The 23,771-nt window shown below is 71.3% G+C and carries 18 protein-coding genes; 12 read left to right on the top strand and 6 right to left on the bottom strand.

Annotated elements, in window-relative coordinates; genetic code table 11:
• Positions 1 to 23: 23 nt before the first annotated feature.
• From ACIRB1_RS25380 to ACIRB1_RS25365, 4 genes are all read left to right on the top strand, one after another.
• The gene (locus ACIRB1_RS25380; protein WP_403467078.1) at positions 24 to 650 is read left to right on the top strand and encodes a TetR/AcrR family transcriptional regulator; all 627 of its coding nucleotides are present in this window, start codon (positions 24 to 26) and stop codon (positions 648 to 650) included.
• Positions 651 to 757: 107 nt separating this feature from the next.
• Positions 758 to 1,915, top strand: coding sequence for an acyl-CoA dehydrogenase family protein (locus ACIRB1_RS25375; protein WP_352184428.1), 1,158 nt, complete (start codon positions 758 to 760; stop codon positions 1,913 to 1,915).
• A 35-nt stretch (positions 1,916 to 1,950) separates the two neighbouring features.
• A complete protein-coding gene (locus ACIRB1_RS25370; RefSeq protein ID WP_352184429.1) occupies positions 1,951 to 2,832 on the top strand; it encodes an acyl-CoA thioesterase II in 882 nt (293 codons plus the stop codon).
• Positions 2,833 to 2,836: 4 nt separating this feature from the next.
• Entirely contained in the window at positions 2,837 to 3,808 is a 972-nt protein-coding gene (locus tag ACIRB1_RS25365; protein WP_352184430.1) for a cation diffusion facilitator family transporter, read from the top strand.
• A gap of 22 nt (positions 3,809 to 3,830) precedes the next feature.
• Here ACIRB1_RS25365 and ACIRB1_RS25360 read toward each other — a convergent pair whose 3' ends face one another.
• Together ACIRB1_RS25360 and ACIRB1_RS25355 are read right to left on the bottom strand one after the other, a co-directional pair.
• Positions 3,831 to 4,622 (bottom strand): phosphatase, encoded by a 792-nt coding sequence (locus tag ACIRB1_RS25360; RefSeq protein WP_403467077.1) that lies wholly within the window; start codon positions 4,620 to 4,622, stop codon positions 3,831 to 3,833.
• Positions 4,623 to 4,701: 79 nt separating this feature from the next.
• Positions 4,702 to 6,372, bottom strand: a complete 1,671-nt coding sequence (locus tag ACIRB1_RS25355) for a PucR family transcriptional regulator (RefSeq protein WP_403467076.1) — start codon at positions 6,370 to 6,372, stop codon at positions 4,702 to 4,704.
• Positions 6,373 to 6,550: 178 nt separating this feature from the next.
• Between ACIRB1_RS25355 and ACIRB1_RS25350 the strand changes: the two genes are divergently transcribed.
• From ACIRB1_RS25350 to ACIRB1_RS25340, 3 genes are all read left to right on the top strand, one after another.
• Positions 6,551 to 8,020, top strand: a complete 1,470-nt coding sequence (locus tag ACIRB1_RS25350; RefSeq protein WP_403467075.1) for a sodium:solute symporter — start codon at positions 6,551 to 6,553, stop codon at positions 8,018 to 8,020.
• A gap of 83 nt (positions 8,021 to 8,103) precedes the next feature.
• A complete protein-coding gene (speB, locus tag ACIRB1_RS25345) occupies positions 8,104 to 9,072 on the top strand; it encodes an agmatinase (protein WP_352184434.1) in 969 nt (322 codons plus the stop codon).
• Between the two features lie 102 nt (positions 9,073 to 9,174).
• Positions 9,175 to 10,860: a thiamine pyrophosphate-binding protein gene (locus ACIRB1_RS25340; protein ID WP_403467074.1), complete on the top strand. Its 1,686-nt coding sequence runs from the start codon at positions 9,175 to 9,177 to the stop codon at positions 10,858 to 10,860.
• A 19-nt stretch (positions 10,861 to 10,879) separates the two neighbouring features.
• Here ACIRB1_RS25340 and ACIRB1_RS25335 read toward each other — a convergent pair whose 3' ends face one another.
• From ACIRB1_RS25335 to ACIRB1_RS25325, 3 genes are all read right to left on the bottom strand, one after another.
• Positions 10,880 to 11,656 (bottom strand): VOC family protein, encoded by a 777-nt coding sequence (locus tag ACIRB1_RS25335; protein WP_352184436.1) that lies wholly within the window; start codon positions 11,654 to 11,656, stop codon positions 10,880 to 10,882.
• Positions 11,657 to 11,897: 241 nt separating this feature from the next.
• The gene (locus tag ACIRB1_RS25330; RefSeq protein WP_403467073.1) at positions 11,898 to 12,704 is read right to left on the bottom strand and encodes an endonuclease I family protein; all 807 of its coding nucleotides are present in this window, start codon (positions 12,702 to 12,704) and stop codon (positions 11,898 to 11,900) included.
• Between the two features lie 146 nt (positions 12,705 to 12,850).
• Entirely contained in the window at positions 12,851 to 15,103 is a 2,253-nt protein-coding gene (locus tag ACIRB1_RS25325; RefSeq protein ID WP_403467072.1) for an ArnT family glycosyltransferase, read from the bottom strand.
• A 145-nt stretch (positions 15,104 to 15,248) separates the two neighbouring features.
• Here ACIRB1_RS25325 and ACIRB1_RS25320 point away from each other — a divergent pair, with 145 nt between their 5' ends.
• The 5 genes from ACIRB1_RS25320 (at position 15,249) to ACIRB1_RS25300 (ending at position 23,055) form a co-directional block, all read left to right on the top strand.
• The gene (locus ACIRB1_RS25320; RefSeq protein ID WP_403467070.1) at positions 15,249 to 16,100 is read left to right on the top strand and encodes a serine hydrolase; all 852 of its coding nucleotides are present in this window, start codon (positions 15,249 to 15,251) and stop codon (positions 16,098 to 16,100) included.
• Between the two features lie 85 nt (positions 16,101 to 16,185).
• Complete coding sequence (locus ACIRB1_RS25315; protein WP_352184443.1) at positions 16,186 to 17,244, top strand: esterase-like activity of phytase family protein; 1,059 nt, start codon at positions 16,186 to 16,188, stop codon at positions 17,242 to 17,244.
• A gap of 95 nt (positions 17,245 to 17,339) precedes the next feature.
• Positions 17,340 to 21,071 carry an ABC transporter ATP-binding protein gene (locus ACIRB1_RS25310; RefSeq protein ID WP_403467069.1) on the top strand — a complete coding sequence of 1,244 codons (3,732 nt, stop codon included), beginning with the start codon at positions 17,340 to 17,342 and terminating at the stop codon, positions 21,069 to 21,071.
• A 72-nt stretch (positions 21,072 to 21,143) separates the two neighbouring features.
• On the top strand, positions 21,144 to 21,533 hold the full coding sequence (locus ACIRB1_RS25305) for a hypothetical protein (protein WP_403467068.1): 390 nt from the start codon (positions 21,144 to 21,146) through the stop codon (positions 21,531 to 21,533).
• Positions 21,534 to 21,630: 97 nt separating this feature from the next.
• Entirely contained in the window at positions 21,631 to 23,055 is a 1,425-nt protein-coding gene (locus tag ACIRB1_RS25300; protein WP_403467067.1) for a S28 family serine protease, read from the top strand.
• A 40-nt stretch (positions 23,056 to 23,095) separates the two neighbouring features.
• Here ACIRB1_RS25300 and ACIRB1_RS25295 read toward each other — a convergent pair whose 3' ends face one another.
• A complete protein-coding gene (locus ACIRB1_RS25295; RefSeq protein ID WP_403467066.1) occupies positions 23,096 to 23,728 on the bottom strand; it encodes a hypothetical protein in 633 nt (210 codons plus the stop codon).
• Positions 23,729 to 23,771: the final 43 nt, after the last annotated feature.

Below are 23,771 nucleotides of genomic sequence, written 5' to 3'. Positions count from 1 at the left end.
CCTCCCTGTCTAGAATTGCTTCCATGACCACGAGAACCGACGCCCCCACCCGCCGCGAGCAGATCCTCAAGGAGGCCGCGCGGCTCTTCGCCGAGCGGGGTTTCCACGGCGTCGGGGTCGACGAGATAGGCGCGGCCGTCGGCATCAGCGGCCCCGGTCTCTACCGGCACTTCCCGGGCAAGGATGCGATGCTCGCCGAGCTGCTGGTCGGCATCAGCGGCCAGCTCCTGACGGGCGCGAAGCGCCGGCTGGCCGAGGCGGAGGGCGTGACCTCCGCGGAGCCGCTGCTCGACTCGCTCATCGAGGGCCACATCGACTTCGCCCTCGACGACCGCCCCCTGATCACCCTGCACGACCGTGAGCTGGACCGCCTGCGCGACACCGACCGCAAGCTGGTGCGTCAACTCCAGCGCCAGTACGTCGAGTTGTGGGTGGAGGTCGTCCGCGAGGTGTACCCGGACCTGGCCGAGCCCAGCGCACGCTCCGCGGTGCACTCGGTGTTCGGCCTGCTGAACTCGACCCCGCATCTGGGGCGCCCCGGGTCGCTGCCGGGGCGGGGGGTGACGGCGGAGTTGCTGCACCGGATGGCGCGGGGGGCGTTCGCGGCGGCGGGTGCGGCGGCCGGTGCGGGGGCGGGGGCGGGGGCGTGACGAGCGTTACGTGCCCGTTCCGCTGGACGCTCCCCCTACTCGCCGGTACCGTGATGTTCTGAGCAAGCGCTTAGACATGAACCCTGGGCTAGCTGGAGGTGGCGGCGGTGCGCCGTACGGTGTTTGACGAGGACCACGAGGCGTTCCGGGAGACCCTCCGGGCCTTCATCGAGGCCGAGGTCGTCCCCGTCTACGACGAGTGGTTCGCGGCCGGCCAGGCGCCGCGCGACTTCTACTACAAGCTCGCCGAGCTCGGCGTCTTCGGCATCCGCGTCGACGAGGAGTACGGCGGCGCGGGCATCGACTCGTACAAGTTCGAGGCCGTCCTCTACGAGGAGACCGCGCGCGCGGGTGTCTCCTTCGGCGGCTCCGGCGTCCACGTACTGCTCGGCCTGCCCTACATCAAGCTGCTCGCCACCGACGAGCAGAAGAAGCGCTTCCTGCCGAAGTTCGTCTCCGGCGAGGAGATGTGGGCCATCGCGATGACCGAGCCGGGCACCGGCTCCGACCTCGCCGGCATGAAGACCACCGCCAAGCTCTCCGAGGACGGCACGCACTACGTCCTCAACGGCGCCAAGACCTTCATCACCGGCGGTGTGCACGCCGACCGCATGATCGTCTGCGCCCGCACCTCCGCGCCCACCAAGGAGGACCGCCGGCACGGCATCTCCCTCTTCGTGGTGGACACCAAGGCCGAGGGCTACTCGGTCGGCCGTAAGCTCGACAAGCTCGGCCTGAAGACCTCCGACACCGCCGAGCTGGCGTTCGTCGACGTGAAGGTCCCGGCCGAGGACCTCCTCGGCGAGGAGAACAAGGGCTTCTACTACCTCGGCCATAACCTCGCCTCCGAGCGCTGGGGCATCGCCTTCGGCGCGTACGCGCAGGCCAAGGCCGCCGTCCGGTTCGCGAAGCAGTACGTCCAGGAGCGCGTGGTCTTCGGCCAGCCCGTCGCCGCGTTCCAGAACACCAAGTTCGAACTGGCCGCCTGCCAGGCCGAGGTGGACGCCGCCGAGGCCGTCGTGGACCGCGCCACCGAGGCCCTGGACGCCGGTGAGCTGACCCCCGCCGAGGCGGCCAGCGCCAAGCTGTTCACCACCGAGGTGGCCCACCGCGTGATCGACCGCTGCCTCCAGCTGCACGGCGGCTACGGCTTCATGAACGAGTACCCGATCGCCCGCCTGTACGCGGACAACCGCGTCAACCGCATCTACGGCGGCACCAGCGAGATCATGAAGACGATCATCGCGAAGGACATGGGCCTGTAAGGTCCCCGAAATTACCGGCCCGTAGAAAAGGTGCCATGAGCCAGGCACTTCAGAGTCTCCTCGATCTGCTCGACTTGGAGCAGATCGAGGAGAACATCTTCCGCGGCCAGTCGCAGTCCGCCGTCGTCCCCCGGGTCTTCGGCGGACAGGTGGCGGCCCAGGCGCTGGTCGCGGCAGGCCGGACGGTCTCCGAGGACCGTCTCGCGCACTCCCTGCACGCGTACTTCCTGCGCCCCGGCGACCCCGGCGCGCCGATCGTCTACACCGTCGAGCGAATGAACGACGGCCGTTCCTTCACCGCGCGCCGCGTCGTCGCGGTCCAGCACGGGCAGCCGATCTTCGCCCTCTCCGCGTCCTTCCAGCGCCCCGAGACGGGCCTCGACCACCAGACCCCCATGCCGTCCGCCCCCGACCCGGCCACCCTGCCCACCTCGCAGGACCGGCTGCGCGGCTACGACCACATGGCCCCCGAGATCGTCGAGAAGTTCCTGGCGGCCCGCGAGGCCATCGACCTGCGCTACGTCGACGAGCCGCCGTACGGCAGGTTCGGCGCACCGCGCGAGCCGCACTCCCAGGTGTGGTTCCGCACCAACGGCAAGCTCGACGGACCCGTGGACCAGCCCCTGCTCCACGTCGTGCTCGCGACCTACGTCTCCGACATGACCCTCCTCGACTCCGTGCTCCTCGCGCACGGTCGGGGCGGCTGGGCCGTAGGGGATGTCGTGGGCGCGTCGCTCGACCACGCGATGTGGTTCCACCGGCCGTTCCGCGCCGACGAGTGGCTGCTCTACGACCAGGAGTCGCCGTCGGCGTCCGGTGGGCGCGGGCTCGGGCAGGCGCGGATCTACACGCAGGACGGCCAACTGGCCATCTCCGTCATTCAGGAGGGCGTGGTCCGGGTTCCTCGGGGACACTGAGGGCATGGCAGACACAGAGGAGGGTGACGGCGGCGGCGAGTCCACCGTCACCGTGATCGTCGCGGCCGTCGCCAACCTGGGCATCGCGCTCGCCAAGGCGGTCGCCGGCGTCATCAGCGGCTCCAGCGCGATGCTGTCGGAGGCCGCGCACTCCGTCGCCGACACCGTCACCGAACTCCTCCTGCTGACCGCCCTCAAGCGCAGCGGCAAACCCGCCGACGAGGACCACCCCCTGGGCTACGGCCCCGAGCGCTACATCTGGGCGATGCTCGCCGCCGTCGCCACCTTCGTCGGCGGCGCGGTCTTCTCGATCTACGACGGCATCCACACCCTCGTCGCGGGCGAGGACCTCGGCGACCCGCTCGTCTCGTACATCGTGCTCGGCGTCGCCTTCCTCCTGGAGGGCTACTCCCTGCGGACGGGCGTACGCCAGGCGCGCGGCGAGGCGGCCCGCTTCGGCGCCTCCTTCAAGCGCTACCTCCGCCACACCCCCGACACCGCCGTCAAGGCCGTGGTCCTGGAGGACTCCGCCGCGCTCGTCGGCCTGGTCCTCGCGGCGGGCGGCCTGCTCGGCGGCCAGCTCACCGGCTCCGGCGCCTGGGACGGCGCCGCCTCGCTGTGCATCGGGGCCCTGCTGCTCTACGTCGCCTGGGTGCTGGGCCGCTCCAACGCGGAACTCCTCATCGGCCGCCCGCTGCCCAAGGCCATGCGGGAGCGGATCAAGGAGGAGCTGCTCGGGGTCGAACACATCGAGGCCGTACTGGAGTTGACGACCCTCGTGCAGGGCCCGCGCGAGGCGCTGGTGGCCGCGAAGATCGACTTCCGGGACCGGTCGAGCGCCGCGCAGATCGAGTGGGCCTGCGAACAGGCCGAGCAGCGGCTGCGGGAGGCGTTCCCGGCGGTCAGCCGGGTCTACCTGGACCCGACACCGGGATACGCGCAGCGCCGGGCGGAGGGGCTCAACCCCTGGCCGTGACCGGGGACCCGAGCCCGGCCGCTCAGTCCGACAGCCCGGCCTCGGCCAGCAGATACGCCGTCATCGGGTCGTAGTACCTGGGGCTGACGACATGGTCGTCGAGCGGGACCGCCACCTGGACGGTGCCCTCGGACTCGGCGAGGAAGAGCGCCGGGTCGTTGCAGTCGGCGTAGCCCACGGAGTCGACGCCGTGGCGGCCCGCGTAGCCCGCCCAGCCGTGGTCGGCGACGACCAGGTCGGGCAGCGGGCGGCCCTCGCGCTCCAGGGCGGTGAGGATCGCCTTCATCGGCTCACCGGAGTGCGTGTGCCAGAGCGTCGCGCCGTGCTCCAGGACGGCCACGTCCGCGAACTGCATGACGTACCCCTCCTCCGTCTGCAACCCCTCCGGGATCACGACTATCTCGCAGCCGGCCGTGCGCAGGGCGGCGGCCGTGGCGCGGTGCACGTCCAGCAGACCGCCCGGGTGACCGGTCGCGAAGAGCACCCGCTGCTGCCCGTCGGCGGCCTTGCGCAGCCGCGCCGCCATCCGGTCCAGGCCCTCGACCGTCAGCTCCGGGTCGATGGTGTCCTGGCCGTAGCGGTACTCCGGATCGTCATTGACACCCACCCGCTCCGCCATCACCGCGAGCACGTCCTGCTCGTCCGTCCAGCGGTCGCCCAGCTCCAGCCCGAACCAGTAGTGACGGTCGCCGTTCGCGAGCTTGCGGTAGTGGGAGAGGTTGTTCTCGCGGGGCGTGGCCACCTCGCCCGCGATACGGGTCTTCACAAGGTGGTCGACAAGCTCGGCGCGGCTGGGTGTCCCGGGTATCGGCATGGTTCCCATTGTGAAGCAGAGGGCTGGGGGCGTGCCCGGCGTCCCGCCCGCTGGGATGTGGATCACTCACGGGCGGCTCTCACAGCCGACGCAGGCCGAACCACAGCTCCATCCGTACGTCCGGATCGTCGAGGTCCGTCTCCAGCAGCGCCGCGCACCGGGCGATCCGCTGCCGCACGGTGTTGCGGTGCACGGCGAGGGCGACCGCCGTACGGTCCCAACTCCCGTGCAGGGACAGCCAGGTGCGCAGGGTCTCGGTGAGCGCGGGGTGCGCGGCGAGCGGCGCGAGGAGGGTGCGGGCGTGTTCCTCGGCCGCGTCCTCGGGGAGCAGGTCGGCGAGCCCGGCGCGGCCGGAGGCGCCGTGACGGACCAGCGGGGTACGGGTCGCACGGGCGCGGGCCGCGGCGCGGGCCGCCTGCTTGTCGGCGGCGGACCAGCCCTCCGGGGCCACGGGGGCGCTGACCCCCAGGGTCCAGCCGGGCTGCGGGGCGGGTGCGCGGTCGCCGGGGACGAGGACCCGTACGGCCTCCGGCGCCAGGTCGATCAGCGCGGAACCGAGGGCGGCGCCCAGGGCGGAGGCGGCGACGGGGTCGGGGCCGGCTCCGGTGTCGGGCAGCGCGTGCACCACCAGCCAGCGGTCTCCGCCGAGCAGCGACGCGACGTCCTCCGGCGGGGCGCCCAGCAGCAGCCTTACGAGCGCCGAGGACCGGTCCGCTCCCGTGCGGCTCTGGTGTTCGCCGGTGAGGAGGGAGAGCAGGACGGCGGCGACGGAGGCGATGGTGTGGTCGCCGGGCGCGCGCTGCGGGGCGGCGACCCCCAGGACGAAACCCTGACCGGTACCGAGGGCGTACGCGGCGAGGTGGATGCCGGAGACGGTGTCGGTGGCGGAGGTGGGGGCGGGCCGGGTCGGGGGCGCGCCGTCGGTGGAGGTGGCGGTGGACACGGGGCTGGGGGTGGAGGACTTGGGGGGTGCGGTGGCGGACGCGGGGGATGCGGCGGGGGCGGCCGGGGGCCGGACCACCCGCACCAGCTCCGCCAACGCCTCCCGCACCTCCGCGCCGCCGGCTCCCACGCCGCGTCCAGCCCCCGTGCCCGTGCCCGTGCCCGTCGAGCCAGCCTCCGCCCCCGCCCCCGTCGCTCTGGCCGCCCCCGCTCCCCGCCCCGCCCCCGCGATCTCCGTCCCGTCGGGACCGAACAGCACCGCGCGGCCGCCCACCCGTTGGGCGAGCTGGCGCAGCACCGAAGGGAGCGGGTCGGGGCGGGAGGCCGCCGCCGCCAGGCTCTGCTGGGCCTCGGTGACGCGGCGGAGTTCGGCGAGGCGGGCCTGGGCCATCAGTTGCCAGACCGCGCGGGCCACGCGGGAGAAGGGGGTGGGCGGCGGGACCTCCAGGAGGGGGAGGTCGTAGTGGTCGCAGGCGGCGACCAGGGCGCGTGGCACGGTGTCGTGGACCGGTGCGATGCCGAAGCCGAGGGCCACTCCGCCCGCCTCGACGATCCGGGCGACGTAGTCGTCGAAGTAGGTGCCGGAGCCGGCCGCGTCCGGGATGTGGACGCCCGCGGTGAGCAGCAGTTCGCCGCCGAGCAGGTACGGATACGGGTCCGGCATCTCCGAGGTGTGCGCCCAGTGGATCGCGATGTCGGGGTCGGACGGCCCGGCGATCTGCCGCAGCCCCAGGTCCTCGCGGGCCAGGAGGGCGGCGAGAGGCACGGGGGGAGTGGGCGGTGTGGGCGGAACCGTGAGGTCCGGCATGGTGGATGTTTCCTCCATCACCTCGGGTTCGGGTGGATGAAACGTACACTTCGCAGTCGCTTTCCGGCCACCTAGGGTCAGTCGCGGCGCAAGCCCCCCGAGACACCGGGACAGCCCCTGGGCGCCGGAACACCCCTGGACCCGGGGACACCCCAGAGCGCGCGAAGGAGGCCCCCGTATGGCCGTCGACTACACCGTGATCGTCGTCTACCTGGCCGGCATGCTGGCCATGGGCTGGTGGGGCATGCGCCGCGCCAGGTCCAAGAGCGACTTCCTGGTCGCGGGCCGCCGCCTGGGCCCGGTCATGTACTCCGGCACCATGGCCGCGATCGTCCTGGGCGGCGCGTCCACCATCGGCGGCGTCGGCCTCGGCTACCAGTACGGCCTGTCCGGCGCCTGGATGGTCTTCACCATCGGCCTCGGCCTGCTCGCCCTCTCCGTCTTCTTCTCCGCCCGCATCGCCCGCCTGAAGGTGTACACCGTCTCCGAGATGCTCGACCTCAGGTACGGCGGCCGGGCGGGGGTCATCTCCGGCGTGGTCATGTGGGCGTACACCCTGATGCTGGCCGTCACCTCGACGATCGCCTACGCCACGATCTTCGACGTCCTCTTCGACATGAACCGCACCCTCGCGATCGTCCTCGGCGGCTCGATCGTCGTCGCGTACTCGACGCTCGGCGGCATGTGGTCGATCACCCTCACCGACATGGTGCAGTTCGTGGTGAAGACGATCGGCGTGCTGCTGCTCCTGCTGCCGATCGCGGTCGTCAAGGCCGGCGGCTTCGGCGAGATGAAGGCGAAGCTGCCCACCGGGTACTTCGACCCACTGGGCATCGGCGGCGAGACGATCTTCACCTACGTCCTGATCTACACGTTCGGCATGCTCATCGGCCAGGACATCTGGCAGCGCGTGTTCACGGCGGGCAGCGACAGGACCGCCAGGTGGGGCGGCACGGTCGCGGGCACCTACTGCCTCGTCTACGCCGTCGCGGGCGCCGTCATCGGCACGGCGGCCAAGGTCCTCTACCCGAACCTCGGCAGCCCGGACGACGCCTTCGCGACCATCGTGAAGGACGAACTCCCCGTCGGTGTGAGGGGGTTGGTGCTCGCCGCCGCCCTGGCCGCGGTGATGTCGACGTCGTCCGGCGCGCTGATCGCCTGCGCCACGGTCGCCAACAACGACATCTGGTCGCGGCTGCGGGGCGCGGCCAGGGACCGGGACGACGAGGGCGGCCACGACGAGGTGCGGGGCAACCGCGTCTTCATCCTCGTCATGGGCATCGGCGTGATCGTCACGGCGATCGCGCTCAACAACGTCGTCGAGGCGCTGACCGTCGCCTACAACCTCCTCGTCGGCGGACTCCTCGTCCCCATCCTCGGCGGACTGCTGTGGAAGCGCGGCACCGCACAGGGCGCACTCGCCTCGGTGATCGTCGGCGGCCTCGCGGTCGTCGGCCTGATGGCGACCTACGGCATCCTCGCCAACGAGCCTGTGTACTACGGCCTGTTGCTGTCTCTGGCCGCCTATGTGACCGTCTCTCTCGCCACCCCGCCGACCGACGCGGCCGTGCTCGCCGCCTGGCGGGACCGGCTCGCCGGACGCGGCGCTCCCGAACGGGCGTCCGAACCGGTCGCCGCGCACCAGTAAAGTCGTAGCGAACGCGCAAACAGCCACAAGCTGTACGCAACCAACCCCATACGTCACGAAGCGTAGGAAAGAAGGCAGTCCCCATGACCAGCAACGAGACGCCCCGCGGCCCCGTCGACTCCTCGCGCTTCCCGCGGTTCGCCGGCCCCGCGACCTACGCCCGGCTGCCGCGCCTGGACGAGGTCGGCACCGCGGACGTCGCCGTGGTCGGAGTGCCGTTCGACGCCGGGGTCTCCTACCGGCCCGGCGCCCGCTTCGGCGGCAACGCGATCCGCGAGGCGTCCCGGCTGCTGCGCCCCTACAACCCGGCGCAGGACGCGTCCCCGTTCGCCCTGGCGCAGGTCGCGGACGCCGGGGACATCGCGGCGAACCCGTTCAACATCAACGAGGCCGTCGAGACCATCGAGGAGGCCGCGGACCAACTCCTCGACACCGGCGCGCGGTTGATGACCCTGGGCGGCGACCACACGATCGCGCTGCCGCTGCTGCGCTCGGTCGCGAAGAAGCACGGCCCGGTCGCCCTGCTGCACTTCGACGCCCATCTCGACACCTGGGACACGTACTTCGGGGCCGAGTACACCCACGGGACGCCGTTCCGCAGGGCGGTCGAGGAGGGCATCCTCGACACGGAGGCGCTCTCGCACGTCGGCATCCGCGGTCCGCTGTACGGCAAGCAGGACCTGAAGGACGACGAGAAGATGGGCTTCGGCATCGTCACGGCGGCGGACGTGTACCGCCGGGGCGCCGACGAGGTGGCCGACCAGCTGCGCCGGCGCATCGGTGACCGGCCCCTCTACATCTCCATCGACATCGACTGCCTCGACCCGGCCCACGCGCCCGGCACCGGCACGCCCGAGGCCGGCGGCCTGACCTCCCGCGAACTTCTGGAGATCCTGCGCGGCCTGGCATCCTGCAACCTGGTGTCGGCGGACGTCGTCGAGGTGGCACCGGCGTACGACCACGCCGAGATCACGTCGGTGGCCGCGTCGCACACCGCGTACGACCTGATCACGATCATGTCCCGGCAGATCGCGGAGGCACGCAACGCGTAGGGCACGAGGGGCAGTTGGTGATCCGCCCACGACGGCCGACCGCCGGCCCGGTTCAGTGACTCGCCGACCCGTCTCGGCGACTCGTAGGGAGACAGAGAGCAAGTGACGCACGACCACGACCTGGAACTCCGCCCGACGGCCGCGCAGATCTCCGCCGCGCTGAACCCGCCCCCCGGGCGCAACGGCGGTGACCTGGTCGTGGAGACCCTGACGGGCCTCGGCGCGACGACGGTCTTCGGCCTGCCGGGGCAGCACGCCCTCGGCATGTTCGACGCGCTGCGCCGCTCCGACCTGCGGTACATCGGCCTGCGGGTGGAGAACAACGCGGGGTTCGCCGCGGACGCGTACGGCCGCATCACGGGCGAGGCGGCCCCGCTGCTCCTGTCCACCGGCCCGGGCGCGCTGACGTCACTGGCCGCGCTCCAGGAGGCGCGGGCGGCCTCGGCCCCCGTCCTGGCGATCAGCAGCCAGATCCCGACCCCGGGCCTGGGCGGCGGCCGCCACGGCTACCTCCACGAACTCCCGGACCAGGCAGCCTCGTTCAGGGGCGTGGTGAAGTCCGTCCACACCGTCCGCACCCAGTCGCAGATCCCGTCCGCGATCGCGGAGGCGTGGAAGTCGGCGCTCACGGCTCCGCACGGCCCGGTGTGGGTGGAGATCCCGCAGGACGTGTTGCTGGCCGAGACGTCGCTGCCGGTGGTGACGGCGGTGGACGCGACCCCGGAGGACCTGGTCCCGCGCCCCGAACTGACCGCCGTGGCGGCCGACTTGCTGTCGAAGGCATCCCGCCCGGTGATCATCGCGGGCGGCGGAGTGATCCGCGCGGACGCGTCGAAGAAGCTGCGGCAGCTGGCGGAGAAGCTCCGGGCGCCGGTGGTGACGACGCCGGGCGGGAAGGGCGCGTTCCCGTGGACGCATCCCCTGTCGCTCCAGTCGTGGCTGGAGGACCGCCACACGACGGACTTCCTGGAGGACGCGGACGTCGTCCTGGTGGTCGGCTCGGGACTGGGTGAACTCTCCTCGAACTACCACACGTTCGCACCGCGGGGCCGGGTCGTCCAGATCGAGGCGGACCTCGGCAAGCTGGAGTCGAACCACCCAGCGCTGGGAATCCACGCGGACGCGTGGCACGGGCTCCAGGCGTTGCTGGAGACCGTGACCGAGCGCGCGGACACATCGGCGCCGGCGCGGGTGGAGGAGGTGCTGGGCAAGGTCCGGGAACGCATCGCCGCCCAGGAACTGACCCTGGAACAGAGCGTGTTGGCGTCGGTCCGCAAGGCCCTCCCGCCCACCTCCCCCTCCTTCTGGGACATGACGATCCTCGCCTACTGGGCCTGGTCGGCCTTCGACGCGAAGGGCCCCAACCACCTCCACTCCGCCCAGGGCGCCGGCGGCCTCGGCTACGGCTTCCCGGCGGCGCTGGGAGCGGCCGCGGCGGACCCGACCCGTCCGGTGCTGGCCGTGTCCGGGGACGGCGGCGCCCTGTACTCCATCGCGGAACTGGCCACGGCCAGGCAGTACGACCTGAACGTCACCTGGCTCATCGTCGACGACGGCGGCTACGGCATCCTCCGCGAGTACATGACGGACGCGTTCGGCGAGGCCACGGCGACGGAACTGGCACGGCCGGACTACGTGGCACTGGCGGAGTCGTTCGGGGTGCCGGGCGTGCGGACGACACCGGAGACACTGGAGGCGGACCTCGCGAAGGCACTGGGGGAGCCGGGACCGTCCGTGGTCGTACTCCCGGCCGTGCTGCGGATGTTCGCGGCCACGCATCTGGGGTGACGGCTGGTTCGGCCCGGTCTCACATCCGCGGGTCCGGGGTCAGCAGCGCGAACGCCGCGCCGAACGGGTCCCGGAGCCAGGCCATGCGGCCGACCTCCGGTACGTCCGTGGCCGGCATGAGGACGGGACCGCCGTTGGACTGGGCCGTCGCGACCGTGGTGTCCGTGTCCGTCACGTGGAAGTACGGTACCCAGCGCGGCTGTTCGCCCTCGCCCAGGGGTGCCGCTCCGCCGAACGAGGCGTCCTGCTGGTCGCCCTGGCTGGTGCTCAGTACCCGGTACGTCATGCCGGGCGCCGCCATCTCCTGGGTGCGCCAGCCGAACAGGCCCTGGTAGAAGGCGATGTCCGCCTCCGGGTCGGGGGCGTGCAGCTCCACCCAGAGCAGGGTGTTGGGGGCGGAGGTGAGTTCCAGGCCCGCGGTCCTGCCGGGCTGCCACAGCGCGAACTGGGCGCCCTGCGGGTCGGTGGCCTGGGCCAGCATGCCCTCGCCCATGACGTCCATGGGCTCCATGCGGACGGTCCCGCCGCCTGCCGTGACGGACTGGACGGTGGCCGTGATGTCGTCGGTCTTGAAGTGGATCATCCAGGCGGAGTTCGCCCCTTCCTCGGTGAGCGGTCCGAGGGCGGCGACGGTCTTCCCATCCACCTGGAAGAAGCCGTATCCGCCGGTGTCGGGACCGGCCGAGACGAACTGCCAGCCGAGGACGGCGCCGTAGAACGCGGCGGCCGCGTCGGTGTCGGGGCTGCCGAGGTCGAGCCAGTTGGGCGATCCGGTGGTGAAGTCGGTGCCGAGCATGAGGTCCTCCTGGACGGGGGCGGGCCGGGACGGGAGCCACGATGCCGTCCCGCCCGCCGCCGTGCGTGCACGAGCACCGACAGGCCCCGGGTTTCCACCGAACGGCCGAATGACCGGATGGCCGAACGGCCGAAGGTTCCGCCGGTGCCGTTGCCGCGCGCCGTGGGACCGCTTCCGGCGAGATAGCCGGAATGGCCCGAACCCCCCATATGGCGTGGGGAGTTCAGGCGAGCAGCGCTTCCTACCAGATCGCCTCCACCCACTCCGGGTGGTCGATGAACGGGTTGCGGTTGTGCTGGTAGGTGTCGTAGATGACCTGGTTGCGCTTCTCCTCGAAGGCGCTGGGCGGGTCCGCCGCGCTCCAGGCCTTGAGGACGGAGAGCTTGCCCATGTACGGGTTGCTGCCGTTGTTGACCTTTTCGTTGGGCTCCAGGTCCGCGAAGCCGTCGTCGCCCTCGTAGCGCACGGCCATGTAGAGGATCATGCGGGCCACGTCGCCCCGGTCCGCCGCGCGCGGTGCGAAGGAGTCGGAGTCGACGGTGCTGCCGCCGCCGTTGGTGACCGCGCTGCCGCCGTTGTCGAAGTCCAGGTTGCCGCGGATGCTGTTGACCTGGACGTCCGCGGGACGCAGGTGGTGCAGGTCGGTGCCGGGACCGGTGACCTCGCCGAAGTCGCCGTGGGACTTGGCCCAGGTGTGCTCGCGGTTCCAGTCGCCGACGTCGCCGCCGTTGAGGGACTTGGCGCGGGAGACACCGCTGTACAGCAGGATCACGTTGTTGCTGTTGTTCGGGTCCTGGTCGGTGGCCATGAGAGCGTTCCAGACCGCCGCGTACGAGATCTTCGTGACGTTGGTGCTGATGATCGTGTGCAGCGAGGACTTCAGAGCCGTGCCCGTCTTGCCGACCGCGTTCTTGTAGTACGTCGAGTCGTACGCGGTCGTCGTGGCCGACGCCGGGGTCGCGGTCAGGGTCGGCACGGTGAGGCCGACGAGAACGGCTGCGGTCGTCAACGCCACCGATTTCCAGCGGTGCATGCGAGTCGCCAACATAAAGAGTGTCCCATCTACGCGGGTTGAATGGGGCGGCACTGGCGAGGATGACATGCACATGAAGAAGCAGAGGTTAATGGAATGTTAAAAGAGGCCCCCGACCGTGTGGTCGGGGGCCTCTCGGTGCTTCTCGGTGCCGCTGGGCGTCAGCCGACGTCCTTGGGGTCGAGCCGGTAGAGCGTGGACGTGTTGGTGGTGCTCGTGCTCGTGGTGGAGGACGTCGCGCTCTTGTCGTACGCGCTCTCCTTCACCGCCGTCGCGTTCTTCTTCACCCACGCGGTGATCTCGGTGTTCAGGGTGCTGTTGCCGCCCATCCCGCCGCCGCCGAGCTGGATGTAGTGCAGCTCGCCCTTCTTCACCAGCTCCTTGAGCTTGGCGAGGGTCATCGCCTTGTCGGAACCGGTGAAGCCCCACATGGAGATGACGGGCTTGTGGGTGCTGAGGATCAGCTGGCCCGCGCTCTGCGAATTGGACACCGCGAGCAGCCACTTGGCGCCGTCCTGGTGCTTCTCCAGATACGAGATGAGCGCGCTGGACGTCGTGCCGCCCATGCCGCCCCCGCCGCCCATCCCGCCGCCGCCGAAGCCGCCGCGCGTACCGCCGGTGCCACCCGGAGCCGTACCGCTCTCGCCGCCGGTGCCGCCAGGAGCCGTGCCGCCACCGGGGAACTCCCCGTTGGTACCGCCCTGTTGGCCGCCCTGCGGCACCTCGCCGGTACCGCCGCCGCCCGGGGTCATCCCGCCGGGAGCCTCGCCGCCGCCCGGCATCTCGCCGCTCGCCCGGCCGCCGCCCGTGCCGGTGCCGCCCGGGGCCGTACCGCCGCCGGGGCCGCCCTCGCCGCCGCGCATACCGCCGTCACCGGGGCCGCCCATGCCGCCGCCGGTCGACGGACCCGCCGTCGGGTTCGTACCGCCCATGCCGCCGCCGGAACCGCCGGCGGTGGCCGGGGTCACGGCGTACGCCGTCGGTCCGGCGAGCGCCGCGACGACCGCCGCCGCGACGGACGCCGTCAGGAGACGGGTCCGGTTGCCGGAGCGGAAGACGAACAGGCCCGCGATCGCGAGGACCGTCAGCACGCCGATCGTCGGCCACAGCCAGGTGTTCCAGCCGGAGGCCCGGCGCAGCAGCACGATCGCCCAGATCCCGGTGACCGCGAGGCCGGCCGGCAGGACCCACGACCAGCGGGCGTCGCCGCCGCGGAAGGCGCGCCACAGCAGCACGCCGCCGCCACCGCACAGGGCCGCGATGCCCGGGGCGAGCGCGGTCGTGTAGTACGGGTGCATCGTGCCCTGCGCCATGCTGAAGGTGACGTAGTGCAGCAGGGTCCAGCCGCCCCACAGGACCAGCGCGGCACGCGTCGGGTCGGTGCGCGGGGCGCGGCCGACCAGTACCAGGCCGGCGATCAGGGCGATGGCCGAGAAGGGGAGCAGCCAGGAGATCTGGCCGCCGAGGACGTCGTTGAACATACGGCCGATGCCCGCGGTGCCGGCGAACGTGCCGCCGCCCCCACCGCCCCCGCCGCCGTTGCCCTCGCCGCCGAACACGCGGCCGAAGCCGTCGTAGCCCATGATCAGGTCCCAGGCGGTGCCGTCCGTCGAGCCGCCGATGTACGGGCGGTCCGAGGCGGGGACGAGGGATACGACCGTGGCCCACCAGAAGCTGGAGACGGCCAACGCGACCGTGGCCAGGGCGAGTTGGACGACCTTCCGCTTCCAGCCGAGCTTCGACGCGAAGAGGTACACGGCGAAGACGGCGGGCAGGGCGATGTAGCCCTGGAGGAGCTTGGTGTTGAACGCGAAGCCGAAGCAGACCGCGGAGCCGATCAGCGGCAGCAGCCGCTCGGTGCGCACGGCGCGCAGGCCGAGGGCGGCGCCCGCCACCATCAGCAGGACGAGGATCGTGTCGGGGTTGTTGTCACGGTTGATGGCGACCGTGATGGGGGTGAGGGCGAGGACCAGCGCCGCGATCGCCGCGGCCGCATGGCCGAAGTACCGCTTCACGGAGGCGTGCAGGATCCAGATCGTGCCGAGCGCGGCGGCGACCTCCGGCAGCATCATCTGCCAGGTGCCGAAGCCGAAGATCCGGCACGACAGGCCCATCACCATCAGCGAGAAGGGCGGCTTGTCGACCGTGAGGAAGTTGCCGGCGTCCAGCGAGCCGAAGAACCAGGCCTTCCAGTTCTGCGTGCCGCTGTAGACGGCGCTGCTGTAGAAGCTGTTCAGGCTGGAGCCGGAGAGGTTCCACGAGTACAGCACGGCCGCCAGGACCATGATCGCGACCAGGACGGGCAGCGACCAGCGGGGCGCCTTCTCGGGCGGCGCGTCGGCGGGTGGCGCCGGCGGCGGCCAGTCGGCGGACGCGGGTTCGGTGTGGGGGTGCGGATCGGTGGCAGATGTCACCCACGCATCGTGCGAAAGCAGGGTGGGAGGGTGCTGTGCCGTACCTGGCCGCCGGCTGTGAATTCGCACAGGGCGGGGTAATGCGTCGCACAACCGTTCTCCAACCCGTACAACCTTTCATGCCTTCCTGTGAGTCAACTCGTGCATGACTCAGTCTTATTGGACAACCCGCCGGGCCAGAGTGCTGGCCGTCGGCGTGGGCGCCGGGATGCTCATACCCGTCCTGGCCGCCGCGACGCCCGCTGCCGCGGCCACCCCGACGGTCAGCTGTACGTCCGCGAACGCGGGGCTGGCCGCCAAGTTGAAGAAGGACATCACCGCCGCCCTCGCGACCCGTAAGGGAACCGTCGCGGTCGGCCTCTACGACCGGACCACCAAGACCACCTGCACCCTGCGGGCGACGAGCGCCTACGACTCGGCCAGCACCGTCAAGGTCACCGTCCTCGCCACGCTGCTGTGGGACGCGAAGAAGCACAACCGCCTGCTGACGTCACGCGAGACGACGCTCGCCAAGGCCATGATCACCAAGTCGGACAACGACGCGACCTCCACCCTGTGGAGGCAGCTCGGCATGACGAAGATCAAGGGCTTCCTGTCCGCGGCCGGCATGACCCAGACCAAGCCCGGCGCGAACAACTACTGGGGCCTGACCCAGGAGACCGTGACCGACGAGCAGAAGCTGCTCAAGCTGGTCACCGCCAAGAACTCGGTGCTGAGCGACAACTCCCGCGCGTACATGCTGAAGTTGATGAACCAGGTCATCTCGTCGCAGCGCTGGGGCACCCCGTCCGGGGCCCCGTCGAGCGTCACCGTGCACGTCAAGAACGGCTGGCTACAGCGCTCGACGCACGGCTGGCGCGTCCACAGCCTGGGCACCTTCAGCGGCGGCGGCCACGACTACATGATGTCCGTGCTCACCCAGGACAACAGCACGATGAGCTACGGCATCACCACGATCCAGGGTGTCGCGAAGGCGATCCACAAGGATCTGGCCTAGGGCAGGCAGGCCCAGGGCCCGTTCCGGGGAAGCGCTTCACTGCGCGGTCTCCCGCATGTCACCCGTCCGTCCTACGGTGACGCCCATGCGCCTGAGAACCGTACTCGCGACCGCGACCGCCGGCCTGGCGGCGGCCACCTGCCTCACCGCCGCCGGGCCCGCGACCGCCGTCAGCACCGGGACCACCAACTCCCGCACCGCCAATGCCTGTTCGTCGTCCGTCTCGATCGACCGCTTCTCCGACGCGCTCGACAAGACGACGTACGACGGCACCTTCGTCGGCAACTTCTCCGCGCTCGCGCTGGACAAGGACGGCTCGCTGGCCGCCCTGGAGGACCGTTCCTCCCTGTTCGACCTGGACGCGAGGACCCTCCAGCCGAAGCGGGTCGTCCCGCTCGCCGACGAGAACGGCGCCGCGCTCGACTCCGAGGGCCTGGTCGTCGACCGGGACGGCACGCGCCTCATCACCTCCGAGACCGAGCCGTCGATCCGCCGCTACTCCGTCGACGGCAAGATCCTCGACCGCCTCCCGGTCCCGTCCTCGCTGCTGGTCGCCCCGGCCGGCCGGGCCGTCTCCAACCAGACCTTCGAGGGCCTGACCCTGCTGCCCGGCGGCCGTACGCTCCTCGCGTCGATGGAGTACCCGATCGCCGGCGACACCTCCGGCGCCGTCCGCTTCCAGACCTGGACCCGGACCAAGAGCGACCACTTCGAGCTCGCCACGCAGTACGCGTACAAGACCGACGCGGCCTTCCTCGGCGTCCCCGAGGTGCAGGCCCTGCCCGACGGCCGCCTCCTCGTCCTGGAGCGCGGCTTCACCAGCGGTGTCGGCAACACGGTCCGCCTCTACCTGGCCGACCCGCGCCACGCCACGGACACCAGCGGCATCGACCACCTCACCGGCCAGCCCGGAGTCCGCCTGATCAAGAAGACCCTGCTCGCCGACATCGCGGACTGCCCGTCCCTCGGCGCGACCGCGAAGCAGCCCCAGGCCAACCCCCTCCTCGACAACATCGAGGGCATGGTGATCACGGGGAAGGAGAAGGGCCGCTACAAGGTGCTGCTGGTGAGCGACGACAACCAGAACGCGGTCCAGACGACCCGCTTCTATTACCTCCGGGTACGGACGACCCCCGCTTCGTAGGCGAACCGCAATGTTGCGGAGGGATGAAATCCGCTTCGATCCGCGTTGGTGCCTTCCGTAAGACCGGCTGATCAGGGGCGAACGGAAGGCACCGCGTGGCAGCGAAACAGGGGGAGACACAAGGCTGGGCCCGAAGGCTCGCCGGATACGCGTGGCGCTACCCCAAGGACGTCGTTCTCGCCCTGGGCGCCTCCCTCGCGGGCATGGCGGTCATGGCCCTCGTCCCCCTGGTCACCAAGGTGATCATCGACGACGTGATCACCGGCCACACCCGCTCCATGGCCCCCTGGGCAGGCGCCCTGATCGTCGCCGCGATCCTCGTCTACGTCTGCGCCTACGTCCGCCGCTACTACGGCGGACGGCTCGCCCTGGACGTCCAGCACGACCTGCGCACCGAGATGTACGGGACGATCACCCGCCTCGACGGCCGCCGCCAGGACGAGCTGTCCACCGGCCAGGTCGTCGGCCGCGCCACCAGCGACCTCCAGCTGATCCAGGGCCTGCTCTTCATGCTCCCGATGACCATCGGGAACGTCCTCCTCTTCGCGCTCTCCCTCGCGATCATGGCCTCGCTGTCCCTCCCGCTGACCCTGGTCGCCCTGGCCGTCGCCCCCGCCCTCGGCTGGATCGCCAAGCGCAGCCGCAGCAAGCTGCACCCCTCCACCTGGTACGCGCAGGCCCAGGCCGCCGCCGTCGCGGGAGTCGTCGACGGCGCCGTCAGCGGCGTACGCGTGGTGAAGGGCTTCGGCCAGGAGGACCAGGAGACCGGAAAGCTCCGCGAGGTCGGCCGCCGCCTCTACGCGGGCCGCCTACGTACGATCCGGCAGAACGCCCGCTACACCCCCGCCCTCCAGGCCGTCCCCGCCCTCGGCCAGGTCGCGATGCTCGCGCTCGGCGGCTGGCTCGCGGTACGCGGGCACATCACCCTCGGCACGTTCGTCGCCTTCTCCACCTACCTCGCCCAGCTCGTCGGCCCGGTCCGCATGCTCGCCGTGGTCCTCACCGTCGGCCAGCAGGCCCGCGCCGGCACCGAACGCGTCCTCGAACTGATCGACACCGAGCCGTCGATGACGGACGGCACCAGGGAACTCCCCGCCGACGCCCCGGCCACGGTCGAGTTCGACGACGTCTCCTTCGGCTACGACCACGAGCGCCCAGTCCTCAAGGGCCTCAGCTTCGAGATCCGCCCCGGCGAGACCCTCGCGGTCGTCGGCTCCTCCGGCTCCGGCAAATCCACGGTCTCGCTCCTCCTCCCGCGCTTCTACGACGTCACCCACGGCGCCGTCCTCGTCGGCGGCCACGACGTCCGCGAACTCACCCTCGACTCCCTGCGCGCCGCGATCGGCCTGGTACCCGAGGACTCCTTCCTCTTCTCCGACACGGTCCGCAACAACATCGCCTACGGCCGCCCCGACGCGACCGAGGACGAGATCCTCACCGCCGCGCGCGCCGCCCAGGCCGACCGGTTCATCCAGGAACTCCCCGCGGGCTACGACACGAAGGTCGGCGAGCACGGCCTCACCCTCTCCGGCGGCCAGCGCCAGCGCGTCGCCCTCGCCCGCGCCATCCTCACCGACCCGCGCCTGCTGGTCCTGGACGACGCGACCTCGGCGGTGGACGCCCGCGTCGAGCACGAGATCCACGAGGCCCTGAAACAGGTCATGCGGGGCCGCACAACCCTCCTCATCGCGCACCGCCGCTCCACCCTCAACCTCGCCGACCGCATCGCCGTCCTCGACGGGGGCCGCCTCGCCGACATCGGCACGCACGACGAACTCCAGCAGCGCTCACCGCTCTACCGCCGCCTCCTCACCGACCCCGACGAACTCGGCGGCGTCTCGCCCGGCCACACCCAGGCCGCCGCACCGGCCGAGGACACCTCCGTACGCGACGAGCTGGACGCGGAGTTCGACGCCGAGCGCGGGGTCACGCCCCGGCTGTGGACCGGTGACCGCGAGCCCAAGGACACCGCGCTGTCCGGGATGCCCGCGACGCCCGAACTCCTCGCCCAGGTCGACGCGTTGCCCCCGGCGACCGACACCCCCGACATCGACGAGGCACGCGCGGTGCGCCCCGAGGACTCGTACGGGCTGCGCCGGCTGCTGCGCGGGTTCGGCGCCCCGCTGCTGATCAGCCTCGGCCTGGTCGCCGTGGACGCGGGCATGAGCCTGCTCCTGCCGATCATGATCCGGCACGGCATCGACCAGGGCGTCAGCAAGATGGCGATCGGCGCGGTCTGGTCGGCCTCGATGCTGGCTCTGCTGGCGGTGGTCGTGCAGTGGGCGGCCCAGCGCGGCGAGACCCGTATGACCGGCCGTACCGGCGAACGGGTCCTCTACACCCTGCGCCTGAAGATCTTCGCCCAGCTCCAGCGCCTCGGACTCGACTACTACGAGCGGGAGTTGACCGGCCGGATCATGACGAGGATGACGACGGACGTCGACGCCCTCTCGTCCTTCCTCCAGACCGGCCTGGTCACGGCGTTCGTCTCGGTCGTCACCTTCTTCGGCATCATGGTCGCCCTGCTGGTCATCGACCTCCAGCTCGCGCTTGTCGTGTTCGCGACCCTCCCGCCGCTGATCATCGCGACCTTCTTCTTCCGCCGGGCGAGCGTGAAGGCGTACGAACTCGCCCGCGAACGCGTCTCGTTGGTCAACGCCGACCTCCAGGAGTCGGTGTCGGGGCTGCGGATCGTGCAGGCGTTCCGGCGCGAGAAGGACGGCGGCCGGCGCTTCGCCGAGCGCAGCAGCAGCTACCGCGAGGCCCGCACCCGGGGCCAGTGGCTGATCTCCATCTACTTCCCCTTCGTCCAGCTGCTGTCGTCGGTGGCGGCCGCTGCCGTGCTGATCGCGGGCGCGGGCAGGGTGGACGCCGCGACCCTGACGACCGGCGCGCTGGTCGCCTACCTCCTCTACATCGACCTGTTCTTCGCCCCGGTCCAGCAGCTCTCCCAGGTCTTCGACGGCTACCAGCAGGCCACCGTCTCCCTCGGCCGCATCCAGGAGCTGCTCCAGGAACCGACGTCCACCCGGGCCGCCGACGAACCCCTCGAAGTCCTCTCCCTGCGGGGCGACATCGCCTTCGAGGACGTGCACTTCGCGTACGGCGACGACGAAGAGGCCATCGGAGGCGTGCGGTTGAGCATCCCCGCGGGCCAGACGGTCGCCTTCGTCGGCGAGACCGGCGCGGGCAAGTCGACGCTGGTGAAACTGGTCGCCCGCTTCTACGACCCGACCGGCGGCCGGGTCACCGTCGACGGCACCGACCTGCGCGCCCTGGACATCACGTCGTACCGCCACCACCTCGGGGTAGTCCCCCAGGAGGCGTATCTCTTCCAGGGCACCGTCCGCGACGCCATCGCCTACGGCCGCCCCGACGCCACCGACGCCGAGGTGGAGGCCGCGTCCCGCGCGGTCGGCGCCCACGAGATGATCGCGACGCTCGACGGCGGCTACCTCCACGAGGTCGCCGAGCGCGGCCGCAACCTCTCGGCGGGCCAGCGCCAGCTGATCGCCCTGGCCCGGGCGGAGCTCGTCGACCCCGACATCCTCCTCCTCGACGAGGCCACGGCGGCCCTTGACCTGGCCACGGAAGCCCAGGTCAACCAGGCCACCGACCGCCTCGCGGGCCGCCGTACCACCCTCGTCGTGGCCCACCGCCTGACGACCGCGGCCCGCGCGGACCGGGTCGTGGTGATGGACCACGGCAGGGTCGTCGAGGACGGCACCCACGACGAGCTGCTCGCGCTCGACGGGTACTACGCCGAACTGTGGCGCACCTTCGTCGGGGCGCCCGAGACGGAGGAGCCGGTCGCGGCGCCCCGCTGAGCCCCGCGCAACCATGCGACGTACGTCCTGCGTCCGTACATCAGTACGCTGTCCGGCTGCTGTGCGGGAGGGATGACTGTGGACATGGGTGCGCTAAGACGGCGGGTGGCGCTCGGCACGGCCGTGCTCACCACGTCCGGACTGCTCGCGCTCGCCGCCCCCGGCACCGCCCGGGCGGCGTCGGTCTGCCCGGGGCAGGAGGTGGAGACGCTGCCCTTCTCCACCGGCACCGTCCACGTCTTCCGTCGGGGGGACTACGTCTGCGCGTACACCGTCCCGAAGAGGGTCGGCGCCAGGCGCACGATGTCGGTCAGCGTGCAGGCGCGCGGCAACCGCCCGGTCGTCGACCGCGGCCGGTACACGCGCCGGGCCGGACCCGTCACCGTGCACGCCGGCCACCGGTGCGTCCTGGTGAAGGGCGCGGTCGGCGGCGGCTCGGTCAGCTCCGGCTGGATGTGCTGAACCGCGGGCGCGGCGCCATGGCCGCACAACCTCCTCTGGTGTGACGGGAGTTGCTCCGCTAGCTTCCCGTTCACAACTGCCTCACAGGGGAGTATGCATGCGCAAGGCGCTCAGATGGCTGCTCGCGCTCACCGTGCTCATCGGCACGCTGAGCACGGCCGGGGTGGCCACCGCCGCCCAGGCCGGCCGAACCGCCCAGGTCACGGACATCAAGGACCGGTTGCTGGCGATACCCGGCATGAGCCTGGTCGAGGAGAAGCCGTACACCGGCTACCGCTACTTCGTCCTGGACTACACCCAGCCGGTCGACCACCGGCACCCGTCCAAGGGCACCTTCCAGCAGCGGATCACCGTGCTGCACAAGGACGTCTCCCGCCCGACGGTCTTCTACACCAGCGGCTACAACGTCTCGACGACACCCGGCCGCAGCGAACCGACCCGCATCGCGGACGCCAACCAGGTCTCCCTGGAATACCGCTACTTCACCCCGTCCCGCCCCGAACCGGCCGACTGGTCCAAGCTCGACATCTGGCAGGCGGCGAGCGACCAGCACCGCGTCTTCACGGCCCTCAAGCCGATCTACACCGAGAACTGGATCGCCACCGGCGGCTCCAAGGGCGGTATGACGGCCACCTACTTCGAGCGGTTCTACCCGCGTGACATGGACGGTGTCGTCGCCTACGTCGCCCCCAACGACGTGGTGAACGACGAGGATTCGGCCTACGACCGCTTCTTCACCGAGGTCGGCACCAAGGAGTGCCGCGACCGCCTGGACGCCGTGCAGCGCGAGGCGCTGGTGCGCAGGGGCCCGCTGGAGAAGAAGTACGCGGCGTACGCGGCCGAGAACGGCTACACCTTCACCACCGTCGGCAGCCTCGACAAGGCATTCGAGGCCGTCGTCCTCGACTACGTCTGGGGCTTCTGGCAGTACAGCCTGCTCGCCGACTGCGACACCGTCCCGGCGAACGCGCCGACCGCCACCGACGACGAGATCTGGACCTCGGTCGACACGATCTCCGGCTTCTCCTTCTACACCGACCAGGGCCTGGCCCCGTACACCCCGTACTACTACCAGGCGGGCACCCAACTCGGCGCCCCCACCATCCACTTCCCGTACATCGAGAAGAAGTACCTCCGCTACGGCTACCAGCAGCCCCGCACCTTCGTCCCCCGCTCCATCCCGATGAGGTTCCGGCCGCACGCGATGCGGGACGTGGACAGCTGGGTCCGCCACCACGCCGACCACATGCTCTTCGTCTACGGCCAGAACGACCCGTGGGGCGCCGAGCGCTTCGCCGTCGGCAAGGGCGCGAAGGACTCCTACGTCTTCACCGCGCCCGGCCTCAACCACGGCGCGAACGTCGCCGGCCTGACCGCCGACCAGAAGGCGCTCGCCACCGCCCGCATCCTGGCCTGGGCCGGCGTCCCGGCCGCCACCGCGGCCCAGGCGAAGCCCCTCGCACCGTACGACGCGCGGCTCGACCGGCAGGACGTGCGGCGCGAGCCGACGCTCCGGCCCTGAGCAACACCCCTACCGCGCCCGGCCGTTGACGGCCACCTGGCTACACCGGCCGGGCGCAGCCCACGGGCCGGCCGCCGCCGAGCTGGACGTACAGGGCGGTCGAGGCGGGGCAACTCGCGCGCCGGAGCACGGCTTTGACCACCTTGTACTGCGGCTTCCTTGTGCCCGAGCCGTCGCAGGCGGTCTCCCGGACCTGCCCGCTGCCCGAGCCGTAGACGCAGTCACCGACGATCGTGCGGGGCCCGCCCCCGCCGCCCGGGTCACCGGGGTGCGGCGGCTCCAGGTTCCGCATGCAGGCGTAGCCCCTGGGGATGACCGCGTCGCCGCCCGCGCCCGAGGAGCCCTGGGCGCCGATGTGCAGCACGAAGTCGGTCGTCGCCGGGCAGCGGGGGCCGGCGCTCACCTCGCCGTCGTAGCGGGCGATGACCCGGGCGGAGGCCCGTTCGCTGGTGCACGGCACCTCGGTGAAACTCGTCGTGCCGAAGGAGCTGCACTCGTCGACGGCGAGGAACACCGCGCCGTAGCCGGAGGGTTGGGTGACCACGGGGGAGGCGGAGGTCTTCGGGTCGAGCCGGCTGTCCCCCGCGTCGGAGCCGCGCGCGGACGTACAGCCGCTCGTCAGGGCGGTGAGCAGTACCGCGCACACCACCCCCACGCACCATCTCTCACGCATCGATCCCCCCGACTGCCCCCCGCCCAGCGTGACCCGCGACAGC

Origin of the sequence: Streptomyces sp. NPDC096013 (assembly GCF_044763565.1) — a bacterium.
Lineage (GTDB): Bacteria > Actinomycetota > Actinomycetes > Streptomycetales > Streptomycetaceae > Streptomyces.
Note: the sequence above shows the minus strand (reverse complement) of the source record. Positions and strands in the feature narration are given on the sequence as shown.